An 18,129-nucleotide genomic window follows, 5' to 3' on the forward strand; every position below is an offset into this window, starting at 1 on the left:
AGCGATAGGCCCTCACCCTACGCATCCGGAGCGAATCGCACGGTGGGGAGTGAGGTGTGGCATTCGACCCTCATGTGTACACACCAAGGCGTACACTGGCTTCATGACCGAGAGCGCTGTGACCGTACGCGAAGCGCGTGCTCATCTCGCGGACCACATCAGTCGCGCCGAGCACGGCACACCCACAGTGATCACCCGCAATGGTGTGCCGGTGGCCGCAGTGGTGCCGATTGCCGACTTCGAGGCATTGGAGGAAGCTGCCGACGTCCTGCTGGCCCGCGAAGCAGAAGCGGTCCTGGCCGAAGGCGGCCCGACCGTGACAATGGCCGAGCTACTGGCGGACCTGTTCACCGAGCACGGTGAGGGCGCGGCGTGAAATACGCCTTCCGGTTCACCACCGCGGCGCAGCGGCAGTTGCGATCCCTCGAACGCCTTGCAGCGATGCGGATCCTGACCGCACTGACCGCGCTCGGCGAGGATCCCTACCGCGAAGACGCCGACGTCAAAAAGCTCACCGGCCCCTCGGGGCTCTATCGACTTCGGGTGGGCAACTATCGGATCGCCTACCAGGTCCTCGACGGCGAGCTCGTCATTCTGGTCGTCAAGGTAGGGGACCGCCGCGATGTCTACCGCAACATCTGATCGCGTCCGTCGCCCTTCGGTCGGCCGCTCCGGCTGCGGCCGACCGAAGGCGACGACTACGCGGCCGGGGCGATGCGGGCCATGCCGTTGATGATGCGGTCCATCGCGTCGCCGCCCCTGGGGTCGGTCAGATTGGCCAGCATCTTCAGGACGAACTTCATCAGCATCGGGTGCGGCAAACCGTGCTTGGTGGCGAAGTTCATCACCCTCGGGTCGCCGATCAGCTTCACGAAGACCCGGCCGAGCGTGTAGTAGCCGCCGTAGGTCTGCTTGAGGATGCGCGGGTAGTCGTGCAGCGCGCGCTCGCGGCCCTCGGGGGTGAGGCGGGCCACCGCTTGGGTGATCACCTGGGCCGCGATCTCGCCGGACTCCATCGCGTACGCGATGCCCTCGCCGTTGAACGGGTTGACCATCCCGCCCGCGTCGCCGACCAGCAACAGGCCCTTGGTGTAGTGCGGTTGGCGGTTGAAGCCCATCGGCAGCGCCGCGCCGCGGATCGGGCCCTGCTGGTTCTCGTCGGTGTAGCCCCAGTCCTCGGGCATGCCCGAGACCCAGCCCTTGAGCAGGTCGCGGTAGTCGATGTCCTTGAACGCCGCCGAGGTGTTGAGCAGGCCCAGGCCCACGTTCGAGGTGCCGTCGCCCATGCCGAACACCCAGCCGTAGCCGGGCAGCAGCTTCTCCTGGCCGTCGCGGCGGTCCCACAGCTCCAGCCACGACTCCAGGTAGTCGTCGTCGCTGCGCGGGGAGGTGAAGTAGGTGCGGACCGCGACGCCCATCGGGCGGTCCTCGCGCCGGTGCAGGCCCATCGCGAGGGAGAGCCGGGTCGAGTTGCCGTCGGCGGCGACCACGATCGGCGCACGGAAGACGGTCTCCTCCTTCGAGCCGTTCATCCGCGCGTTGACCCCGACGATGCGTCCGGTGCGCTCGTCCAGGATCGGGCCGGTGACGTTGGCGCGCTCGTACAGCTTCGCGCCCGCGGCCGCCGCCTGGCGGGCCAGGATCTCGTCGAAGTCGGCCCGCTTGCGGACCAGTCCGTGCGCCGGGAAGCTGGCCAGGTCCGGCCAGTCCAGTTCGAGCCGCATGCCCCCGCCGAGGATGCGCAGCCCCTTGTTGGGCAGCCATCCGGCCTCGACAGAGGTGTCCACGCCCATCGCGATCAACTGCTTGACCGCGCGCGGGGTGAGCCCGTCGCCGCAGACCTTCTCGCGGGGGAACGCGGTCTTCTCCAGCAGGATCACGCTCACGCCGGACTTGGCCAGGTGATACGCCGTGGTCGATCCGGCCGGACCGGCCCCGACCACGATGACGTCGGCCTCATGCGTCGAGTCGGCGCGCTTGGTGGTTGTGACGGGCGCTGCGTCGGTCACGGACGACTCCCCTGGAAGTCTCTGCGGCAGTGCCGAAACCGGGACGGTTCCGGCCGGACAAGTCTATGAGCAGCGGGCCGGGGACCGGCCCGTGGTCATCCGGTGGTGGGTCGAAAGCCCCGGTGCAGCGCGACCACGCCGCCGGTGAGGTTGCGCCACGCCGCCCGCTCCCAGCCGGCCCGGCGCACGATGGCGGCCAGTCCGGCCTGGTCGGGCCAGGCGCGGATGGACTCCGCCAGATAGACGTACGCGTCCGGGTTGCTGCTCACGGCGGTGGCCACCGACGGCAGCGCGCGCATCAGGTACTCCACGTAGACCGTCTCGAACGCGGGCCACGTGGGCCGGCTGAACTCGCAGACCACCAGGCGTCCGCCCGGGCGGGTCACCCGCAACATCTCGCGCAGCGCGCCCTCGGTGTCGTTGACGTTGCGCAGTCCGAAGGAGATGGTCACCGCGTCGAACGTGGCGTCCCGGAACGGAAGCCGGGTCGCGTCGCCCGCGGTGAACGCGAGTTCGGGGTGCCGGCGCTTGCCCTCGCGCAGCATGCCCACGGAGAAGTCGCACGGAACCACGTCCGCGCCCGCGTCCCGGAAGGGCAGCGAGGAGGTGCCGGTGCCGGCCGCCAGGTCGAGTACGCGCTCACCCGGGCGCGCGTCCACGGCCCGCGCGACGGCTTTGCGCCAGGACCGGTCCTGGCCCATCGACAGCACGGTGTTGGTCAGGTCGTAGCGCGCCGCGACCGCGTCGAACATCGACGCGACTTCACGCGGTTGTTTGTCCAGGGAGGCTCGGGTCACCCGGCCATCATCTCGCGGCCGGGACCGTACCCGGGTCAGGGGGCGGGCAACGCACCGGGCGGGTCGCGTGGAGCGTGCGACCCGCCCGGTGGCCTTGTACCCGGCGCCCGGCCCTCAGCGACGCCCGGCACGGCCTGCGGCGCGGCGCCGGCCGACCCCGACCCCGCCGCCGAGCCGGCCGATGCGCACGCCGACACCGACGCCGCCGCCGCGACCACGACCGGTACGGCGGCGCCTGCGATGCGGGGTCACGGCATGGACGAGGGACCGGATTCGCGTACCAACGGACATGGTGTGCCTCCTCGTTCCGCACGGGCGGCGCCCGCGTCGGAAGTGGTCGGGAAACCCTGTCTTGTCGACCGGGCGCCTGCCCCGGGTTCGGCCGGCCATGCCTGATCGCGCCCCGAACGATCCGCGCCGGCGCTCCTCGGGCCGCCGTCAGCGGCGGTGCACGAGCCGGCCGCCGAGCACGGTGGCCACGCACGAGCCGGTGCCGTGGGCGAGCAGGGCCGCGTACGGGTCGCCCTCGGTCGGCACGTCGAACACCGCGAGGTCGGCGAGGCCGCCCGGGCGCAGCGTGCCCGCCCCATCCAGGCCGCCCATCGCCGCCGCGCCGCCGACCGTGACCGCCTCGACCAGGCGCCGGTCCAGGTCGTCCGCGCGGTATCCCTGGCGCACCGCGACCTCGCGGACCGCCGCCGCCTCCTCCCACATGTCCAGGGACGGCGAGGAGGCCAGCGAGTCGGTGCCCAGGGCCAGCGGCGAGCCCTCGGTCAGGTAGTCCGCCACGGGCGCCTCGCCCGCCGCCAGGATCGCGTTGGAGCGCACGCACAGGGCCACGGCCGTACCGTGCCCGCGCAGCAGCGCCCGGTCCTGCGCGCCCAGGTGCACGCCGTGCGCGACGTGCACGTCCGGCCCGAGCCCGGCGAAGCCGTCCAGGTAGGTCGCGGGGCTGCCGCCGCTGCCGCCGTCGAGCAGTTCCAGGGCCATCCCCGTCGCGCGGTTCGCCTCGGCGAACCGGCCGGTGCCGTCCCGGACGAACTCCACCTCGTGCGAGGTCTCCGCCAGGTGCGGGTGCAGCCGCAGTCCGCGCTCGCGGGCGATCTTCACGCACTCCGCGAACACGGCCGTCCCGACCGTGAAGGGGGTGTGCGGCGACACGCCCATCGTGCGCCCGCCGCTCGCCCCGCGCAGTGTGTCCAGGAACGCCTCGCGGCGCCCGCCGGCCCACATCGCGTCGTCCGCGATCACCTCGACGTAGCTGATCCCGCGCAGGCCGGACCGGCCCACCGGCACCAGTACGCACGGGTCGGTGACCACGTCCGCCGCCGCCGTGGTCCCCGAGCGCAACATGTGGTGCACCCCGCGGCGGGCGCTCTCCTGCCACATCACCTCGGAGAAGTCGGCCCGCCGCTCGATCAGCACCCGGATCCACTCCGGGAACGCCAGCCCGGACAACGCGAGATCGCCGAAGTCGGTGTACTGGAGGTGCGCGTGCGCGTTCACCAGCCCCGGCGTGAGCACTCCGCGCCAGACCCGCTCCCGCGCCCCCTCCGCGACCAACTCGGCCCGCGGCCCCACCGCGACGACGCGCTCGTCCTCCACGAGCACGGCACCGTCGCGAATGGGTTCCGCGTCGACCATCGACAGGACAACGGGCGCAACATGCAGCGTCAACGACATGCGCCCATCCTGCCAAGCCGGGTTCAGCGCGCGTCGACCACCTTCAGCTGTGTGCGAGGCGGCTCGGGGCGGGCGGTGCCGCCGGGGATGGCGATGGAGGACAGGTGGGAGATCACCTTGTCGTCGACCGGGTCGTTCGCCGGGTCGTCGTGCACGATCAGGTGGTTGTACGTGGTGTCGCGCTGCGCGGGGACGCGCCCGGCGGCGCGGATCAGGTGCAGCAGTTCCATCCGGTTCGAGCGGTGCTTGGCACCGGCGGAGGAGACCACGTTCTCCTCCAGCATGACCGAGCCCAGGTCGTCCGCGCCGTAGTGCAGGGTCAGCTGGCCGGCCTCCTTGCCCGTGGTCAGCCACGAGCCCTGGATGTGCGCGACGTTGTGCAGGAACAGCCGGGCGACCGCGATCAGGCGCAGGTATTCGAGCAGGGTGGCCTGGGTGCGTCCCTTCAGGTGGTTGTTCTCCGGCTGGTAGGTGTACGGGATGAAGGCCCGGAAGCCGCCGGTGCGGTCCTGCACGTCGCGGATCATCCGCAGGTGCTCGATCCGCTCGGCGTTGGTCTCGCCGGTGCCCATCAGCATCGTCGAGGTGGACTCGACACCCAGGCCGTGCGCGGTCTCCATGATCTCCAGCCAGCGCTCGCCCGACTCCTTGAGCGGGGCGATCGCGGTGCGCGGGCGCTCCGGGAGCAGTTCGGCGCCGGCGCCCGCGAACGAGTCCAGGCCCGCCGCGTGGATCCGCGAGATGGCCTCCTCGATGCCCACCCCGGACACCTTGGCCATGTGCGCGACCTCGGACGCGCCGAGCGAGTGGATCACCAACTGCGGGAACTCGGCCTTGATCGCGGCGAACGAGCGCTCGTAGTACTCGACGCCGAAGTCGGGGTGGTGCCCGCCCTGGAACATGATCTGGGTGCCGCCGAGTTCGACCGTCTCCGCGCACCGGCGCAGGATGTCGTCGATCTCCCGGACCCAGCCCTTCTCGCTCTTGGGCGGGGCGTAGAAGGCACAGAACTTGCACGCGGTGACGCACACGTTCGTGTAGTTGATGTTGCGCTCGATGATGTACGTCGCGATGTCGACGGTGTCCGCGTAGCGCTTGCGGCGGGCGGCGTCGGCGGCTCGCCCCAGCGCGTGCAGCGGCGCGTGGACGTACAGCGCGAGTGCCTCTTCGGGCGTGATCCGCCCACCGTCGGCGGCCCGGTCCAGGACCGGCTGGAGATCGCTGATCACGGGGAAGCCTCCGCATGGAACGAATACGAGTGGAACGACTGCGACTCGCGAACGAGCCTATCCGGCGCGCTCACGAAGCCTGCGGGGCGTCGAGCAGCCGCACCCGCACGTCCGCCGGATACCCGGTGTCGTGCGAGGTACGGCGGGCGAACTCGGCGAGCCCGGCCAGGTGGCGCGCGCCCAGCGAGTAGTCGAGCGCCTCGGTGTAGTAGCGCTCCAGCGTGGCCGCGTCGAACGCCTCCCACCGGGCCACGTGCTCGCAGACCTTGTCCACCTCGCGCATGCACAGGTCGCGCGACTCCAGGAAGGCCCGGTGCACCTCGCGCACCTCGGCGGGATGCGCGGCCAGGAAGTCGCGGCGCGCGGCCCACACCGCGAATACGAACGGCAGCCCGGTCCACCGCTTCCACTCCTCGGCCAGGTCGTAGACCTTCAGGCCCAGGCGCGGCGCGTCGTAGAGCGTCGCGCGCAACGCGACGTCGCCGATCACCACGGCGGCGTCCGCCTCCTGCATCATCAGGCCCAGGTCGGGCGCCGAGGTGAAGAACTTCGGCCGTACGCCGTACCTCTCCTCGAGGAGCAGCCGGGCCAGCCGGACCCCCGTGCGGCTCTGCGAGCCCAGCGCGACCCGGGAGCCGTCCAGTTCCTCGATCGGCACCTGGCTGATCAGCATGACCGACATCACGGGCCCGTCGGCGGCCACCGCGATGTCCGGGAGCACCACGAGGTCGTCCGCGTGCCGCAGGTATTCGACGACGCTGATCGGCGCGATGTCGAGGTCGCCGCGCACCAGGGCGTCGTTGAGTTTGTCCGGAGTGTCCTTGGTGAGCTCCAGATCCACCAGCGTGCCCGTGCGGGCCAGGCCCCAGTAGATGGGCAGGCAGTTCAGGTACTGGATATGGCCCACCCGGGGTCGCCGGCGGCCGGCTTGCGGTGCGTTGTCCACACTGTCCATCCCCGCAGGCTATGCCCGGCTCCGCGGATCACCGGTATCGACCCGGCGGTACCCGCGGTGTCACCGAACAGGCACAAGAGCGGACATGCGGCAGTGGCAGCGGGAAGCGGGTGAGACCCTTCCGGAACCGGGCCGAACCGCACGGCGGTCCGCCGACTACGACGGAGGAAGCGCGATGCACTCGTCCCCGGGCTCGTATCCGGGCCAGGGTGGCGGCTACCCGCCCCCGCCCCCGCCCTACGCGGCCACACCGGCGCCACCGCCGTACGACCCGGGTGGCGCGTACCGCCCCGGCGGCCCGGGCGCGCCCGGCGGCGGTCACGGCGCGCCGCCGCGACCGCAACCCGCCCGACCCGCGTTCGGCGCGCTGCGCGGCACCGTCGCCGGGATCAGCCTGGTGCTGGCCGTGCTGTTGTCGATCCCGGCCCTGTCGGCGCTGTGGTTGCGCTGGGAGGTGGTCTCCGACCAGGGGTTCACCGACAACGCGGTCGAGCTGATCGACGAGTCGGCGATCCGCGGCGAGGTCGCGCGGCTGATGACCGACGAGGTGATGCGGCAACTGCCGCCCGGAGTCCGCAATCAGGTGCCGCGCCAGGTGGTGCAGACGGCGGTGACCGAGGAGATCGCCAAGCCGACGTTCAAGGCGGTCTGGAAGGACGGCGTCTCCACGGCGCACGACGTGGTGTTGTCCTCGCTCCTGGGCCGTGACAGCAAGAACGTCCAGACCAAGGGCGACGACGTCGTGGTCAACCTCAAGAGCCCGCTGGACGCGATCGTGGGCCAGTTGAGCAAGGCCGGGATCCCGGTCTCCAAGGCGGGCCTGCCGACCACCATCGCGATCGACCTCGCGCAACTGCCGCACGCCTCCGACGCGAAGCAGGGTCGGGACGCGCTCCGGGCGGTGGACGACGCGGGTCGGTGGTTGCCGATCCTGACCCTCGTACTCCTGGTGATCGGCCTGGCGGTCGCCGTCAACCGGTTCCGTGCGCTGGTGATGACCGGCGTCGGGCTGTTCGTCACCAGCGGCCTGCTGCTGATCCTGGTCAACGCCGCGAGCGGACCGGTCGCCGACGAACTGGCCGCCCGCAACACGCTGAACCGGGACGGCATCGAGGCCGTCTACGGCGTGTTCACCGACTCGCTGAACACGATGTCCTGGTCGGTGTTCGCGGCCTCGGTCGTGATGATCGTGGTCGGCGCCGTCGGGCTGGGCACGCGCGGTCGGCGGCGCTGACCGCGCCGCGTCGATGCCGCGAGGGCGGGACCGGGGCGATCCCCGGCCCGCCCTCGCGGCGTTCCCGGCTCAGGCCAGGTTGCGCGTGGATCCCTCGTCGTCGTCCTGTTCGATGTGGATGTCGTCCACGGAGATGTCCACCTCGACCACCTCCAGACCGGTCATCCGCTCGATCGACTCGATCACGTGGTCGCGCACCGCCGCGGCGACCTCGGCGATCGGCGCGCCGTATTCGACGACCAGGCTCAGGTCGACCGCGCACTGCTTCTCGCCGACCTCGACGCTGACCCCGCGCGCGACGTCGGGACGACCGCCCGGGACCGCCTTGCGCATCGCGGCGAAGGCCCGGGAGACCCCGCTGCCCAGCGCGTACACACCCGGGATCTCGCGCGCCGCGAGCCCGGCGACCTTGGCCACCACGCCGTCCGCGATCGAGGTGCGGCCGCGATCGGTCGCCAGCGCGGTCACCTCCGTCATGTGCGAGGCGCCGGAGGCCGCGGTCGACGGGTGCTGGACGCGCTCCGGGCTCGTGCCGCTCTTGGTCGCCGGGCGGGCGGGTACGTCTGCCATGACTGGAACCTCGTCTTTCGCCGCGTTCGTGAGAGGTGGGGGCTCCCCTCACACAGGTGTGACCCCTTCCCGGTGGGTTCCTCACGCAATCCGGGCGAATTAATCCGATCGGCCGTTCGCCGTTCCTGTCGAGCGACAGGAACATGTTTCATTTCACTCCCGGCCAACCGTTCAGGAGGCTTGCCCCCGCATCGGGAACCGCCTGTGATGGGACCCCTGCATCCCGGCCAAGGAGGAAACACTGTGGAGCGGTTCCAGGATCGGCGCGTCATCGTCACCGGCGGCGGCTCGGGCATCGGCCAGGCCACGGTGCTGCGGCTGCTGAGCGAGGCGGGTTCCGTACACGCGGTCGACGTCAACGCCGACGGGCTGGACAAGACCCGCGCGATGGCGGCGGAGAAGGGCCTCGACGCCCGGCTGACCACCGGTGTGCTGGACGTGTCGGACGAGGCCGCGGTCGGCACCGGCGTGGCCGAGACCGTCGAGCGGTTCGGCGGCCTGGACGTGCTGGTCAACGCCGCGGGCATCCTGCGGGCGGGACACACCCACACCTTCCCGCTGGACAAGTGGAACCAGATCATCACGATCAACCTGACCGGCACGTTCCTGATGACCCGCGCCGCGCTGCCCGCGCTCCTCGAGACCGGCAACGGTGTGGTGATCAACTTCAGCTCGACCTCGGCGAGCTTCGCGCACCCCTACATGGCGGCCTACGCGGCCAGCAAGGGCGCGATCGACGCGTTCACCCACGCGATCGCCCTGGAGTACAGCCGTCAGGGGCTGCGCGCGGTCAACGTCGCGCCCGGCAGCATCTCCAGCGGCATCGTCGACGACACCCCGAACCAGGTTCCGGAGGACGCCGACTGGGAGCTGTTCGGCAAGCTGATGCCGATCATCGGCGACGGCATGGCCCACCCGGACGTGATCGCCGGCATGATCGCCGCGCTCGCCTCCGACGACGGCAAGTTCGTCACCGGCACGTCGCTGCGCATCGACGGCGGCACCCACGCCTGAGCGGGACCTCGGTCCCGGATGCCGCGCGGGTCGACGCGACCCGCGCGGCACCCGGGACCGGCCCGAAAACGACAGAGGGCGCCGTTCCGGGACCGGTTTGCCCCGTACAGCGCCCACCGCGATGGTGCGAAGCGTCAGCCGGCGTTGATGCAGACGTTGCCGAACGCCGGGTTCACCAGGCCGACGACGTTGATGCTGTTGCCGCACAGGTTGACCGGGATGTGCACCGGGACCTGGATGTTGTTGCCCGAGGCGACACCCGGGGAGTTGACGGCGGCACCGTCCGCCTCGGAGCTGGCGCTGGCCCCACCGATGCCCGCGGCGAGGATGCCACCGGCGGCGACGGTGATGAAGGCCGCCTTCTTGACCGTGTTCATTCTTCCTCCATGTCACAGTGCCGCACGAACGGATGCGGCACGTGGGACAACGAAGCCCACATCGATCGGCAACGCCCCACCGCCCGGTTCGCCGCCGATTCACCCCTACGGGACAGCCGCTTGCGCCGTACGCCGGTGCCGGGCGCCGGCGCACCACCGGACCCGAGGGGCGCACGCGCGAGGATCGGCGCACCACACGGTCGAGCGGCAACGGACTGCGCCCCGCGAAGCCGGGGCTTTGCGGGGCGCGGGGACGGAGGACTCGGTGCGCGGGTCGGGGCGCGTGGGAATCGGAGGCCGGGACGAGGCGGCCGGGACGGAACAGGGCGTCCCGGGACGCGTCAGGCGTCCTCGTCGTCCTCGTCGTCGTCCTCGGGCAGGTACTCGGCGCCCTCGGACTGCCAGCCGGCCTCGCTCAGTTCGGTGCCGGCGATCTCCTCGACCAGGCTGAACGGGTCGATCAGGTACGAGACGGACTCGGCCAGGTCACTCTCGATCGCGGCCATGGCGTCGGCCCGGTCGCCGGACGACAGTTCTTCGTCGGCCTTGACACTGTCCAACGCGGCGGCGCGCAGCGCGTCCGCGTCGGTGACCTCGAGCACGATTTCGAGGTTGAGCCGGATGTAGCGGGTCGTGGACTCGGAGGAAGTCGGGTTTTCCATGGGCGCGAGCCTACGGGCCCACGAGCGACCCCCGGCGTGCTGACGCGCCGCGCACCACCGCGCCGCCGCGCCGCGACGACGCCCCGTGCGCTCAGCGGTGGCCGTACGTCACGGCGGTGACCATCAGCGCCCCGAAGACCACGGAGAATCCGAGGATGTAGATCGCGATCCGGATCCACATCCCGGTCGCCCGGCTCTTCTCGCTCTCCATCACGGCGAACTCCTCATATGTGGGCGGGAAGGCACGGCGAGAACGCGACCAGCGCGGGCGCCGCGTGAACCATCAGGAACTCGACGGGCAGGTACGCGTCGGCCGATTCCATGCGGTGCGCGAGGCCCGAGTCGAAGTGCGCCACGTCGCCGGGCGCGAGCAGGTGGGTCGCCCCGTCCAGGGTCAGCCGCAACTGCCCGCTCAGGACGTACAGCCACTCCTCGCCCGGATGCACCCGGCCGGGCCCGTCCGCCCGCCCCGCCGGCACCCGCACTCGCAGCGCCTGCATGCCGCGTCGCGGGCTGCCCACGCGCCAGTAGGTCCAGCCGTGCGCCTCGACCGGCTCGGCCGCACGGGCGCGGACCACGGGCTCGGTCGCCGCGGCGTCCTCGCCGAGGAGTTCGGAGACGGTGGTGTTGTACACCCGGGCCAGGGTGAGCAGCGCGGGCAACGAGGGTTGCCGGCGCTCGTGTTCGAGCCGGGAGAGGTAGGCGACGGAAAGCCTGGTCAGCCGGGCGGCCTCGTCGAGCTTGAAGCCGTTCGCCAGCCGGGCCGCGCGCAGTCGATCACCGAGCCCGGTCGGCACCGCCTCGGCGGATTCCGCACCGGCGGATTCCGGGTCGGGATCGCCGATGTCGTAACTTGGAGAAGCGACCATGCTTCGAGACTAGGCAGGCATGGACCGGAGAGGCAATTAACTTGCCTCAGAGGCAAATGAGCAGGTCCCCGGCACCCTCCACCGCCCCTCGCGCGCCACTCCCCCGGCACGCCGCCCCGCCTACGCGCACCGCCCCGTCGAGAGCGCTCCCGCCGGCAGCTCCGCCTCCACCAGCACCACGCCGTCCTCGTAGCCGCACCTGCCGACCAGCCCGGCCCGCTCGAACAGAGCGAGCATCCGCCGGTTCCACGGCAGTACGTGCGCCCGCAGCCCGGTCGCCCCGCGCGCCGCCGCGTGCCCCGCCAGCGAGCGCAGCAGCGCCGTGCCGAGACCGTGCCGCTGCCACCCGTCCTCGACCAGGAGCGCCACCTCTCCCACCCGCTCCCCCTCGGGGTGGAACAGCGTGGCCAGCGCGCCGATCGCCCCGTCCGGGCCGACCGCCACCAGGCTCAGCCCGTCGGCCGGCGCGAGCAGCTTGCCCAGGGCGCCGTCCGGCAATCGCGGCGTCGAGGTGAAGTACCGCAATCGCCGGGCCTCCGGCGAGCACCGCTCGTGCATCGCGCGAACCTCGGCGACGTCCTCGATCCGGGCCATGCGCACCCGTACCCGCGCGGGCCACTCGCCCACGCCGCCCCCGCCCACCATGGTGAGCCTGGCCCGACCCCGAATCGCCGTGGTCGTCGTCTCCATCACCGCACCGCCTCTCGCCACCGGGGCGGTCCTCACGATCCGTCCCGTCGAACCCCCACGGTGTCGAGACGGTGTTACGCGTCGACTACGTGAACGTGTCCTCGGTGAACCGATCCGATGACGTCGTGCCCCGGTGGCGAAACGCGGGCGACTCAGCCCGCCAGGTGGCCGAGCAGGTCCTGCCTGGTGACCACACCCTGCGGCTTGCCGTGCACCAGCACCAGCGCCGCGTCGGCCTGCTCGAGCACCCGCGCGAGCCGCGCGATCGGCTCGCCGGAGCCGATCACCGGCATCGGCGCCGACATGAACTTCTCCAACGGGTCGCCCGCCGACGCCCGACCGGCCACCAGCGCGTCCAGCAGGTCGCGCTCGGCGATCGAGCCGACCACCTCGGCGGCCATCACGTCGGGGTGCCCGGCGCCGGGCTTGACCACCGGCATCTGGCTGACCCCGAACTCGCGCAGGACCGCGATCGAGTCGCCGACCGTTTCCTCCGGGTGCACGTGCACAAGGGCCGGCAGGTCGCCCTGCTTGCGGGTGAGGATGTCGGCCACGGTGGCCTCGCCCTGGTCCGCGTCCAGGAAGCCGTAGTCGGCCATCCACTCGTCGTTGAAGATCTTGCTCAGGTAGCCGCGCCCGGAGTCCGGCAGCAGCACCACGACCACGTCGTCGGGACCCAGCCGCTCGGCCGCGCGCAGCGCCGCGACCACGGCCATCCCGCACGAGCCGCCGACGAGCAGGCCCTCCTCGCGGGCGAGCCGACGGGTCATCAGGAACGAGTCCCGGTCGGACACCGCGATGATCTCGTCCGGCACCGCGCTGTCGTACGCGGTCGGCCAGAAGTCCTCGCCCACACCCTCGACCAGGTACGGCCGGCCGCTGCCGCCGGAGTACACCGAGCCCTCGGGGTCGGCGCCGATCACCCGCACGCCGCCGTTGGAGACCTCCTTGAGGAAGCGCCCCGTCCCGGAGATGGTGCCGCCGGTGCCGACGCCCGCCACGAAGCAGGTGATCCGGCCGTCGGTCTGCTCCCACAGTTCGGGGCCGGTGGAGAGGTAGTGCGACTGCGGGTTCTCCGGGTTGGAGTACTGGTCGGGCTTCCACGCGCCGGGCGTCTCGCGCACCAGCCGGTCCGAGACGTTGTAGTACGAGTCGGGGTGCTCGGGGTCGACGGCGGTCGGGCAGACCACCACCTCGGCTCCGTACGCCCGCATCACGTTGATCTTGTCCATGCTGACCTTGTCCGGGCAGACGAACACACACTTGTATCCGCGCTGCTGCGCGACCATGGCGAGCCCGACGCCGGTGTTGCCGGAGGTGGGCTCGACGATCACGCCGCCGGGACGCAGCGCGCCCGACTGCTCGGCCGCGTCGATCATCCGCACGGCGATGCGGTCCTTCACCGAACCGCCGGGGTTGAAGTATTCGACCTTCGCCAGCACCGTTGCCGACAACCCCGCGGTGACGGAGTTGAGCTTGACGAGGGGGGTGTCCCCGATCAGGTCGAGCATGGATTCGTGGTACCGCACGGAACCTCCGCCATGAGTGCGCATCAGCCGGGGCCGGATGGCCCGAAATCCTCACATTGCGCGAACTTCATCCAGCCTAGTGGCCCCTTTCGATCTCCAGGGCGGATGGCCGGGCCGACCCGCGCGAACACGCGTTCCCGTTCCGCGACCCACGGCCGCGCGGTACCCGCCGACGAACCTGACGGTCGGTTAGGGTCGGCGTGGAGTCCGTGACGGGGAGGAGACCGAGGCCTTGGACACGACGACAGGCCGCGGAGCACGGCGATGATGCGCACCCGGATGGCCCGCCGGGTCGCCGCCGCCGCCGCGTTCGGCGGCGGCGGTGTGGGCGTGCTGACCGGGGCGATGTTCGCGGTGTTGTACACCGAGGCGAAGATGGCCCGCCGCACGGTGGGCGAGCCCGACGGCGAACCGCCGACCGCGGACGGTGTGTACGGCGAGTACGGCGACCAGCCCGGCGAGCCGATCGTGTTCGCCATGATCGGCGACTCCACCGCCGCCGGCCTCGGCGTCGAGGACCCCATGCAGACCCCCGGCGCGCTGCTCGCCTCCGGCCTGGCCGCGGTCGCCGAACAGCCGGTGCGGCTGGTCAACGTCGCGCTGTCCGGCGCCCAGTCCTCGGACCTGGAGCGCCAGGTCACGCTCGCCCTGCGGCACGAGCTCGACGTGGCGATGATCATGATCGGCGCCAACGACGTCACCCACCGGATGCGCCCCGCCGAGTCGGTGCGCCACCTCGAACAGGCCGCCCGCCGGCTGATCGCCTCCGGCGTCGAGGTGGTCGTGGCCACCTGCCCCGACCTGGGCACGATCGAGCCGATCGCGCAGCCGCTGCGCTACCTGGCCCGGCAGTGGAGCCGCAATCTGGCCGCCGCGCAGACCATCGCGGTGGTCGAGGCGGGTGGGCGTACCGTCTCGCTCGGCGCGCTGCTCGGGCCGGAGTTCCTGGCCCGCCCCAAGGCGATGTTCGGCCCGGATCGTTTCCATCCCTCGGTCGAGGGCTACGCCACCGCCGCGATGGCCTCGCTGCCGTCGTTGTGCGCCGCGCTCGACCTGTGGCCGCTGGACGAGGTGCGCCCGGACAGCTTCCGCGGCGAGGGTGTGCTGCCCATCGCGCAGGCCGCGATCGAGGCGGCGGCCGAGGGCGGCACCGAGGTGGCCGGCACCGACGTGGGCGGTCGCGAACGTGGCCCGCGCGGTCGCTGGGCGCTGCTTCGGCACCGTCGGCGGCAGCAGATCCCGACGCCGGCCACGGTGGACCCGGAGGGCCTCGCCGAGGCCGCCGAGGGGCCCGGGACGGACGGCGGGCGGTCGCGGGCGGACGGTGGGTCGAATCCATCGAACCCCGGGTCGAATCCATCGAACCCATTCGAGGACGTCCGAGGTAATGTGGCGAAGGAAATCTGACTGGCCGTCAGTTCGGGCGTGGGGCAGGTCGCACGATCCACCCCTCCCGCTTTCGGCTACCAGGCAGTAACTTCAAGCGTCAGTTGCGCATCCGTACCGACGAGAGTCCTCGCGGGGTCCTCGTACCGACGGCCGCGAAGACCACATAGGAGTCCCGATGCCCGAAGCAGTCATCGTCGCCACCGCCCGTTCCCCGATCGGCCGCGCCTTCAAGGGTTCGCTGAAGGACCTGCGGGCGGACGACCTGACCGCCCTGATGGTCCGCGCCGCCCTGGACAAGGTCCCGGCGCTCGACCCGAAGGACATCGACGACCTGATGCTGGGCTGCGGCCTGCCGGGCGGCGAGCAGGGCTTCAACATGGGCCGCAACGTCGCGGTCCTGCTCGGCTACGACCACCTGCCCGGAACCACGATCACCCGCTACTGCTCCTCCTCGCTGCAGACCACCCGGATGGCGATGCACGCGATCCGCGCGGGCGAGGGCGACGCGTACATCTCCGCCGGCGTCGAGATGGTCACCAGCACGCGGGGCAAGGGCAGCAGCGACTCGATCCCGGACACCAAGAACCCGCTCTTCGCCGACGCCGCGGCCCGTACCGTCGCGGCCGTCGAAGAGGGCTCGACCTGGACCGACCCGCGCGAGGCCGGCCTGCTCCCCGACGTCTACATCGGGATGGGCTTCACCGCGGAGAACCTGGCCCAGCACAAGGGCATCTCGCGCGCCGAGCAGGACGAGTTCGCGGTGCGTTCGCAAAACCTCACCGAGAAGGCGATCGCCGACGGCTTCTGGGCCGAGGACATCACTCCGGTGACCCTGGCCGACGGCACCGTGGTGAGCAAGGACGACGGCCCGCGCGCGGGCACCACGCTCGAAGGCGTCTCCGGCCTCAAGCCGGTCTTCCGCCCGGACGGCACGATCACCGCCGGCAACGCGTGCCCGCTCAACGACGGCGCCGCCGCGGTGATCGTGATGTCCGACACCAAGGCCCGCGAGCTGGGCCTGACCCCGCTCGCCCGGATCGTCTCCACCGCCGTGTCCGGCCTGTCGCCCGAGATCATGGGCTACGGCCCGGTCGAGGCCTCGCGGATCGCGATGGCCCGCGCCGGCCTGACCTCCGCCGACATCGATCTGGTCGAGATCAACGAGGCGTTCGCCGCGCAGGTCATCCCCTCCTACCGGGACCTGGGCTTCGAGCTGGACAAGGTGAACGTCAACGGCGGCGCGATCGCGATCGGCCACCCGTTCGGCATGACCGGCGCGCGGATCACCAGCACGCTGATCAACTCGCTGCGCCGGCACGACAAGCAGTGGGGCCTGGAGACGATGTGCGTCGGCGGCGGCATGGGCATGGCCATGGTGCTGGAGCGCATGAGCTGACCCGGACGCACCACGTCGGTCGTACCGACGAGCCGCGCGGCCGGTCCGGATCACCCCGGGCGGGCCGCGCGGGGTGACCCGGACGCCGCGCCCGCGTGGGTCCGAGGTCCCATCCCGTCGGGACGGCGCGCCCTGGCGGCAAGGCGGCGACGGCGCGACCCTGGAGGGGAAGGGTTCTCCGGGTCGGCCGAGGGTTGCGGATCATGCCGAACGTCTACATCGTCCCCGTCCTGCTCACCGCGGCGTGCGCCGTCGCGGTGACCACCGTCGTGCGACGGTTGGTCCGACGCCACCGGGCCCGGGCCGGCGCCGAGGTATGGGACCAGGCGTTCGTCGACCACCTCTTCCGCAGCCGCGAGCCGGAGCGACCCCCGCTGACCGTGCCGGGGCACGGACGCGACGATCTCCCGGACGACCGCCCCGAGTCGGACGAGGACGGCGCCCGCCGCCCGCACCCCTCGGAGAACCTGACCCCGCTGCTGCCCACCCACCTGACCGCCGGCTACCTCACCGGCCTGGTCGCCGGCGGCACCCCGGTCACGCGCGTGCGCACCGGATCGCCCACCGGCGCCGGCGGCCTGGACGTACTCGACTTCGCCGACGGCAGCTCGCTGGTGGTGATGCCCGGCGACCCGGAGGCCACCACGCTGATCGAGATCGCGCTGTCCTTGGGCCGCCCGGTCCGACTGCTCGGCACCTCGGAGATCGGCGGCGGCTGGACGTTGACCTTCGGCCTGGACGAGGACACCACCTACGCCCTCGCGGATCGTCTGTACGTCCGCCCACCGGCATAGCCGGCGCCGCGGCCGGGCCTCAGATCGCCGCGGCCAACTCCCGGACCATCTCCCGGGCCCGGCGCACCACATCGCCCGCCGTCGCCGGCTCGCCGTCGTCCAGGCCCAGCGGGTGCTCCTCGGTCAACGGCTCCAGCGCCGCGGCCAGGTCCCCCGAGGTCACCGCGATCTGGTCACCGACCACGAACACCCCCAGGTCCGGCACCTCGCGCCGGGGCTCGCCCTCCACCGCGGCGGCCAGATCGGCCAGGCACTGCGCCAGCGCGAGCGCCGCCCCCGCCCGGCTCGGCGCGCCCTCCTGACGGGCGGTCAGCGGGGCCTTGAGCCGGGCCTCGGACAGGTGGCGGAGCCGGTCGGCGACCGCGCCGGACTCCTTGACGAACGGGCCCAGATCGACCGTGAGGGAAACGGACGGTTTCCCGACCGGCGGGATGGGGATGCGGGACGACATAACCGGAGCGTACCCAGCGCGCGCACCGCGTGTGGGCCGGCTTCGACCGCTTGCCAACCGTTCGCCCGTCATGCACGCTCGGGTAACGGAACGCTCACCGGAGGCGCTTATGTCCTTGCACTTCTCCGAAGAGACCCACCGCAACCTCGTGGCCCGGGTGCCCGCCTGCACCGGCCGCGAACTCCCCGAATGGTTCCGGGAGATCGAGGCCGGTCCGGCCTTCTCCCGGTTCGAGGACCGGGTCTCCTGGCTCCAGGGCGAGCACAACCTCGGACACGGCCACGCCCTCGCCATCGTCCGCGAACACGAGCGCCGCCGGCACGCGCCGGGCGGAGTCAGCTGATCCGCCGACCCGCGGCCGATCCGCTGTCGGCCCCCCGTCGAAGACCCCCGGCACCCTGATCGCGCGCACGCGCCACGTCCGCCGCACACCCTCCGCCGATCCCGCGAACGCGAAAGCGGCGGTGCCCCCGAGTGGGGG

At 71.9% G+C, this 18,129-nt stretch carries 21 protein-coding genes; 8 read left to right on the forward strand and 13 right to left on the reverse strand.

From position 1 onward, the window contains the following. Positions 1-103 precede the first annotated feature (103 nt). Both ACFRCG_RS16200 and ACFRCG_RS16205 read left to right on the forward strand, forming a co-directional pair. Positions 104-376: a type II toxin-antitoxin system Phd/YefM family antitoxin gene (locus ACFRCG_RS16200; RefSeq protein WP_380031953.1), complete on the forward strand. Its 273-nt coding sequence runs from the start codon at positions 104-106 to the stop codon at positions 374-376. Continuing rightward, the gene (locus ACFRCG_RS16205) at positions 373-642 is read left to right on the forward strand and encodes a type II toxin-antitoxin system RelE/ParE family toxin (protein WP_380014208.1); all 270 of its coding nucleotides are present in this window, start codon (positions 373-375) and stop codon (positions 640-642) included. Before ACFRCG_RS16200 ends, ACFRCG_RS16205 begins: the two co-directional genes overlap by 4 nt. A 56-nt stretch (positions 643-698) precedes the next feature. Here the strand turns inward: ACFRCG_RS16205 and ACFRCG_RS16210 are convergent, their stop codons facing one another. From ACFRCG_RS16210 to ACFRCG_RS16230, 5 genes are all read right to left on the reverse strand, one after another. Next, positions 699-2,009, reverse strand: a complete 1,311-nt coding sequence (locus tag ACFRCG_RS16210; RefSeq protein WP_380014205.1) for a geranylgeranyl reductase family protein — start codon at positions 2,007-2,009, stop codon at positions 699-701. A 95-nt stretch (positions 2,010-2,104) separates the two neighbouring features. Continuing rightward, positions 2,105-2,806 (reverse strand): demethylmenaquinone methyltransferase, encoded by a 702-nt coding sequence (locus ACFRCG_RS16215; RefSeq protein WP_380031955.1) that lies wholly within the window; start codon positions 2,804-2,806, stop codon positions 2,105-2,107. 438 nt (positions 2,807-3,244) lie between these two features. Further along, positions 3,245-4,489 (reverse strand): amidohydrolase family protein, encoded by a 1,245-nt coding sequence (locus tag ACFRCG_RS16220; RefSeq protein WP_380031958.1) that lies wholly within the window; start codon positions 4,487-4,489, stop codon positions 3,245-3,247. A gap of 23 nt (positions 4,490-4,512) precedes the next feature. Further along, positions 4,513-5,718: a cyclic dehypoxanthinyl futalosine synthase gene (gene mqnC, locus ACFRCG_RS16225; protein ID WP_380031960.1), complete on the reverse strand. Its 1,206-nt coding sequence runs from the start codon at positions 5,716-5,718 to the stop codon at positions 4,513-4,515. Between the two features lie 70 nt (positions 5,719-5,788). Further along, positions 5,789-6,673, reverse strand: a complete 885-nt coding sequence (locus ACFRCG_RS16230) for a menaquinone biosynthetic enzyme MqnA/MqnD family protein (protein WP_380031962.1) — start codon at positions 6,671-6,673, stop codon at positions 5,789-5,791. Positions 6,674-6,848: 175 nt separating this feature from the next. Between ACFRCG_RS16230 and ACFRCG_RS16235 the strand changes: the two genes are divergently transcribed. Next, the gene (locus ACFRCG_RS16235) at positions 6,849-7,907 is read left to right on the forward strand and encodes a hypothetical protein (protein WP_380031964.1); all 1,059 of its coding nucleotides are present in this window, start codon (positions 6,849-6,851) and stop codon (positions 7,905-7,907) included. 69 nt (positions 7,908-7,976) lie between these two features. On the opposite strand, the gene ACFRCG_RS16240 is transcribed toward ACFRCG_RS16235, so the two are convergent. Beyond that, entirely contained in the window at positions 7,977-8,477 is a 501-nt protein-coding gene (locus tag ACFRCG_RS16240; protein ID WP_380031966.1) for an Asp23/Gls24 family envelope stress response protein, read from the reverse strand. 243 nt (positions 8,478-8,720) lie between these two features. On the opposite strand from ACFRCG_RS16240, the gene ACFRCG_RS16245 reads away from it, so the two are divergent. Continuing rightward, positions 8,721-9,491: an SDR family NAD(P)-dependent oxidoreductase gene (locus tag ACFRCG_RS16245; RefSeq protein ID WP_380031968.1), complete on the forward strand. Its 771-nt coding sequence runs from the start codon at positions 8,721-8,723 to the stop codon at positions 9,489-9,491. A 134-nt stretch (positions 9,492-9,625) separates the two neighbouring features. Here the strand turns inward: ACFRCG_RS16245 and ACFRCG_RS16250 are convergent, their stop codons facing one another. The 6 genes from ACFRCG_RS16250 to ACFRCG_RS16275 all read right to left on the reverse strand — a co-directional run bounded on the left by ACFRCG_RS16250 (position 9,626) and on the right by ACFRCG_RS16275 (position 13,618). Further along, positions 9,626-9,868 carry a chaplin gene (locus ACFRCG_RS16250; protein ID WP_380031970.1) on the reverse strand — a complete coding sequence of 81 codons (243 nt, stop codon included), beginning with the start codon at positions 9,866-9,868 and terminating at the stop codon, positions 9,626-9,628. Between the two features lie 341 nt (positions 9,869-10,209). Further along, positions 10,210-10,530 carry a hypothetical protein gene (locus ACFRCG_RS16255; protein WP_078975846.1) on the reverse strand — a complete coding sequence of 107 codons (321 nt, stop codon included), beginning with the start codon at positions 10,528-10,530 and terminating at the stop codon, positions 10,210-10,212. Between the two features lie 91 nt (positions 10,531-10,621). Further along, entirely contained in the window at positions 10,622-10,744 is a 123-nt protein-coding gene (locus ACFRCG_RS16260) for a hypothetical protein (protein ID WP_380014181.1), read from the reverse strand. 10 nt (positions 10,745-10,754) lie between these two features. Next, positions 10,755-11,399: a helix-turn-helix domain-containing protein gene (locus ACFRCG_RS16265; protein WP_380031972.1), complete on the reverse strand. Its 645-nt coding sequence runs from the start codon at positions 11,397-11,399 to the stop codon at positions 10,755-10,757. A 120-nt stretch (positions 11,400-11,519) separates the two neighbouring features. Next, positions 11,520-12,110, reverse strand: a complete 591-nt coding sequence (locus ACFRCG_RS16270; RefSeq protein WP_380031974.1) for a GNAT family N-acetyltransferase — start codon at positions 12,108-12,110, stop codon at positions 11,520-11,522. A gap of 131 nt (positions 12,111-12,241) precedes the next feature. Further along, on the reverse strand, positions 12,242-13,618 hold the full coding sequence (locus tag ACFRCG_RS16275) for a cystathionine beta-synthase (protein ID WP_380031976.1): 1,377 nt from the start codon (positions 13,616-13,618) through the stop codon (positions 12,242-12,244). Between the two features lie 264 nt (positions 13,619-13,882). Between ACFRCG_RS16275 and ACFRCG_RS16280 the strand changes: the two genes are divergently transcribed. The 3 genes from ACFRCG_RS16280 (at position 13,883) to ACFRCG_RS16290 (ending at position 17,197) form a co-directional block, all read left to right on the forward strand. Continuing rightward, on the forward strand, positions 13,883-15,025 hold the full coding sequence (locus ACFRCG_RS16280) for an SGNH/GDSL hydrolase family protein (RefSeq protein WP_380031978.1): 1,143 nt from the start codon (positions 13,883-13,885) through the stop codon (positions 15,023-15,025). Between the two features lie 157 nt (positions 15,026-15,182). Further along, positions 15,183-16,403: an acetyl-CoA C-acetyltransferase gene (locus ACFRCG_RS16285; protein WP_380031980.1), complete on the forward strand. Its 1,221-nt coding sequence runs from the start codon at positions 15,183-15,185 to the stop codon at positions 16,401-16,403. Positions 16,404-16,606: 203 nt separating this feature from the next. Further along, a complete protein-coding gene (locus ACFRCG_RS16290) occupies positions 16,607-17,197 on the forward strand; it encodes a hypothetical protein (RefSeq protein ID WP_380031982.1) in 591 nt (196 codons plus the stop codon). Positions 17,198-17,216: 19 nt separating this feature from the next. Here the strand turns inward: ACFRCG_RS16290 and ACFRCG_RS16295 are convergent, their stop codons facing one another. Continuing rightward, positions 17,217-17,648 (reverse strand): hypothetical protein, encoded by a 432-nt coding sequence (locus ACFRCG_RS16295; protein WP_380014160.1) that lies wholly within the window; start codon positions 17,646-17,648, stop codon positions 17,217-17,219. A 109-nt stretch (positions 17,649-17,757) separates the two neighbouring features. Between ACFRCG_RS16295 and ACFRCG_RS16300 the strand changes: the two genes are divergently transcribed. Next, positions 17,758-17,991 (forward strand): DUF4287 domain-containing protein, encoded by a 234-nt coding sequence (locus ACFRCG_RS16300; RefSeq protein ID WP_078975854.1) that lies wholly within the window; start codon positions 17,758-17,760, stop codon positions 17,989-17,991. Positions 17,992-18,129 lie beyond the last annotated feature (138 nt).

Origin of the sequence: Embleya sp. NPDC056575 (genome assembly GCF_042793325.1) — a bacterium.
In the GTDB taxonomy this organism is placed as follows: domain Bacteria; phylum Actinomycetota; class Actinomycetes; order Streptomycetales; family Streptomycetaceae; genus Embleya.

Coding starts and splice junctions, on each gene's coding strand:
- ACFRCG_RS16285 (WP_380031980.1), top strand. CDS start 15,183: ATGCCCGAAGCAGTCATCGTCGCCACCGCCCGTTCCCCGATCGGCCGC.
- ACFRCG_RS16280 (WP_380031978.1), top strand. CDS start 13,883: ATGATGCGCACCCGGATGGCCCGCCGGGTCGCCGCCGCCGCCGCGTTC.
- ACFRCG_RS16250 (WP_380031970.1), bottom strand. CDS start 9,868: ATGAACACGGTCAAGAAGGCGGCCTTCATCACCGTCGCCGCCGGTGGC.
- ACFRCG_RS16300 (WP_078975854.1), top strand. CDS start 17,758: ATGTCCTTGCACTTCTCCGAAGAGACCCACCGCAACCTCGTGGCCCGG.
- ACFRCG_RS16240 (WP_380031966.1), bottom strand. CDS start 8,477: ATGGCAGACGTACCCGCCCGCCCGGCGACCAAGAGCGGCACGAGCCCG.
- ACFRCG_RS16220 (WP_380031958.1), bottom strand. CDS start 4,489: ATGTCGTTGACGCTGCATGTTGCGCCCGTTGTCCTGTCGATGGTCGAC.
- ACFRCG_RS16255 (WP_078975846.1), bottom strand. CDS start 10,530: ATGGAAAACCCGACTTCCTCCGAGTCCACGACCCGCTACATCCGGCTC.
- ACFRCG_RS16290 (WP_380031982.1), top strand. CDS start 16,607: ATGCCGAACGTCTACATCGTCCCCGTCCTGCTCACCGCGGCGTGCGCC.
- ACFRCG_RS16235 (WP_380031964.1), top strand. CDS start 6,849: ATGCACTCGTCCCCGGGCTCGTATCCGGGCCAGGGTGGCGGCTACCCG.
- ACFRCG_RS16200 (WP_380031953.1), top strand. CDS start 104: ATGACCGAGAGCGCTGTGACCGTACGCGAAGCGCGTGCTCATCTCGCG.
- ACFRCG_RS16265 (WP_380031972.1), bottom strand. CDS start 11,399: ATGGTCGCTTCTCCAAGTTACGACATCGGCGATCCCGACCCGGAATCC.
- ACFRCG_RS16230 (WP_380031962.1), bottom strand. CDS start 6,673: ATGGACAGTGTGGACAACGCACCGCAAGCCGGCCGCCGGCGACCCCGG.
- ACFRCG_RS16295 (WP_380014160.1), bottom strand. CDS start 17,648: ATGTCGTCCCGCATCCCCATCCCGCCGGTCGGGAAACCGTCCGTTTCC.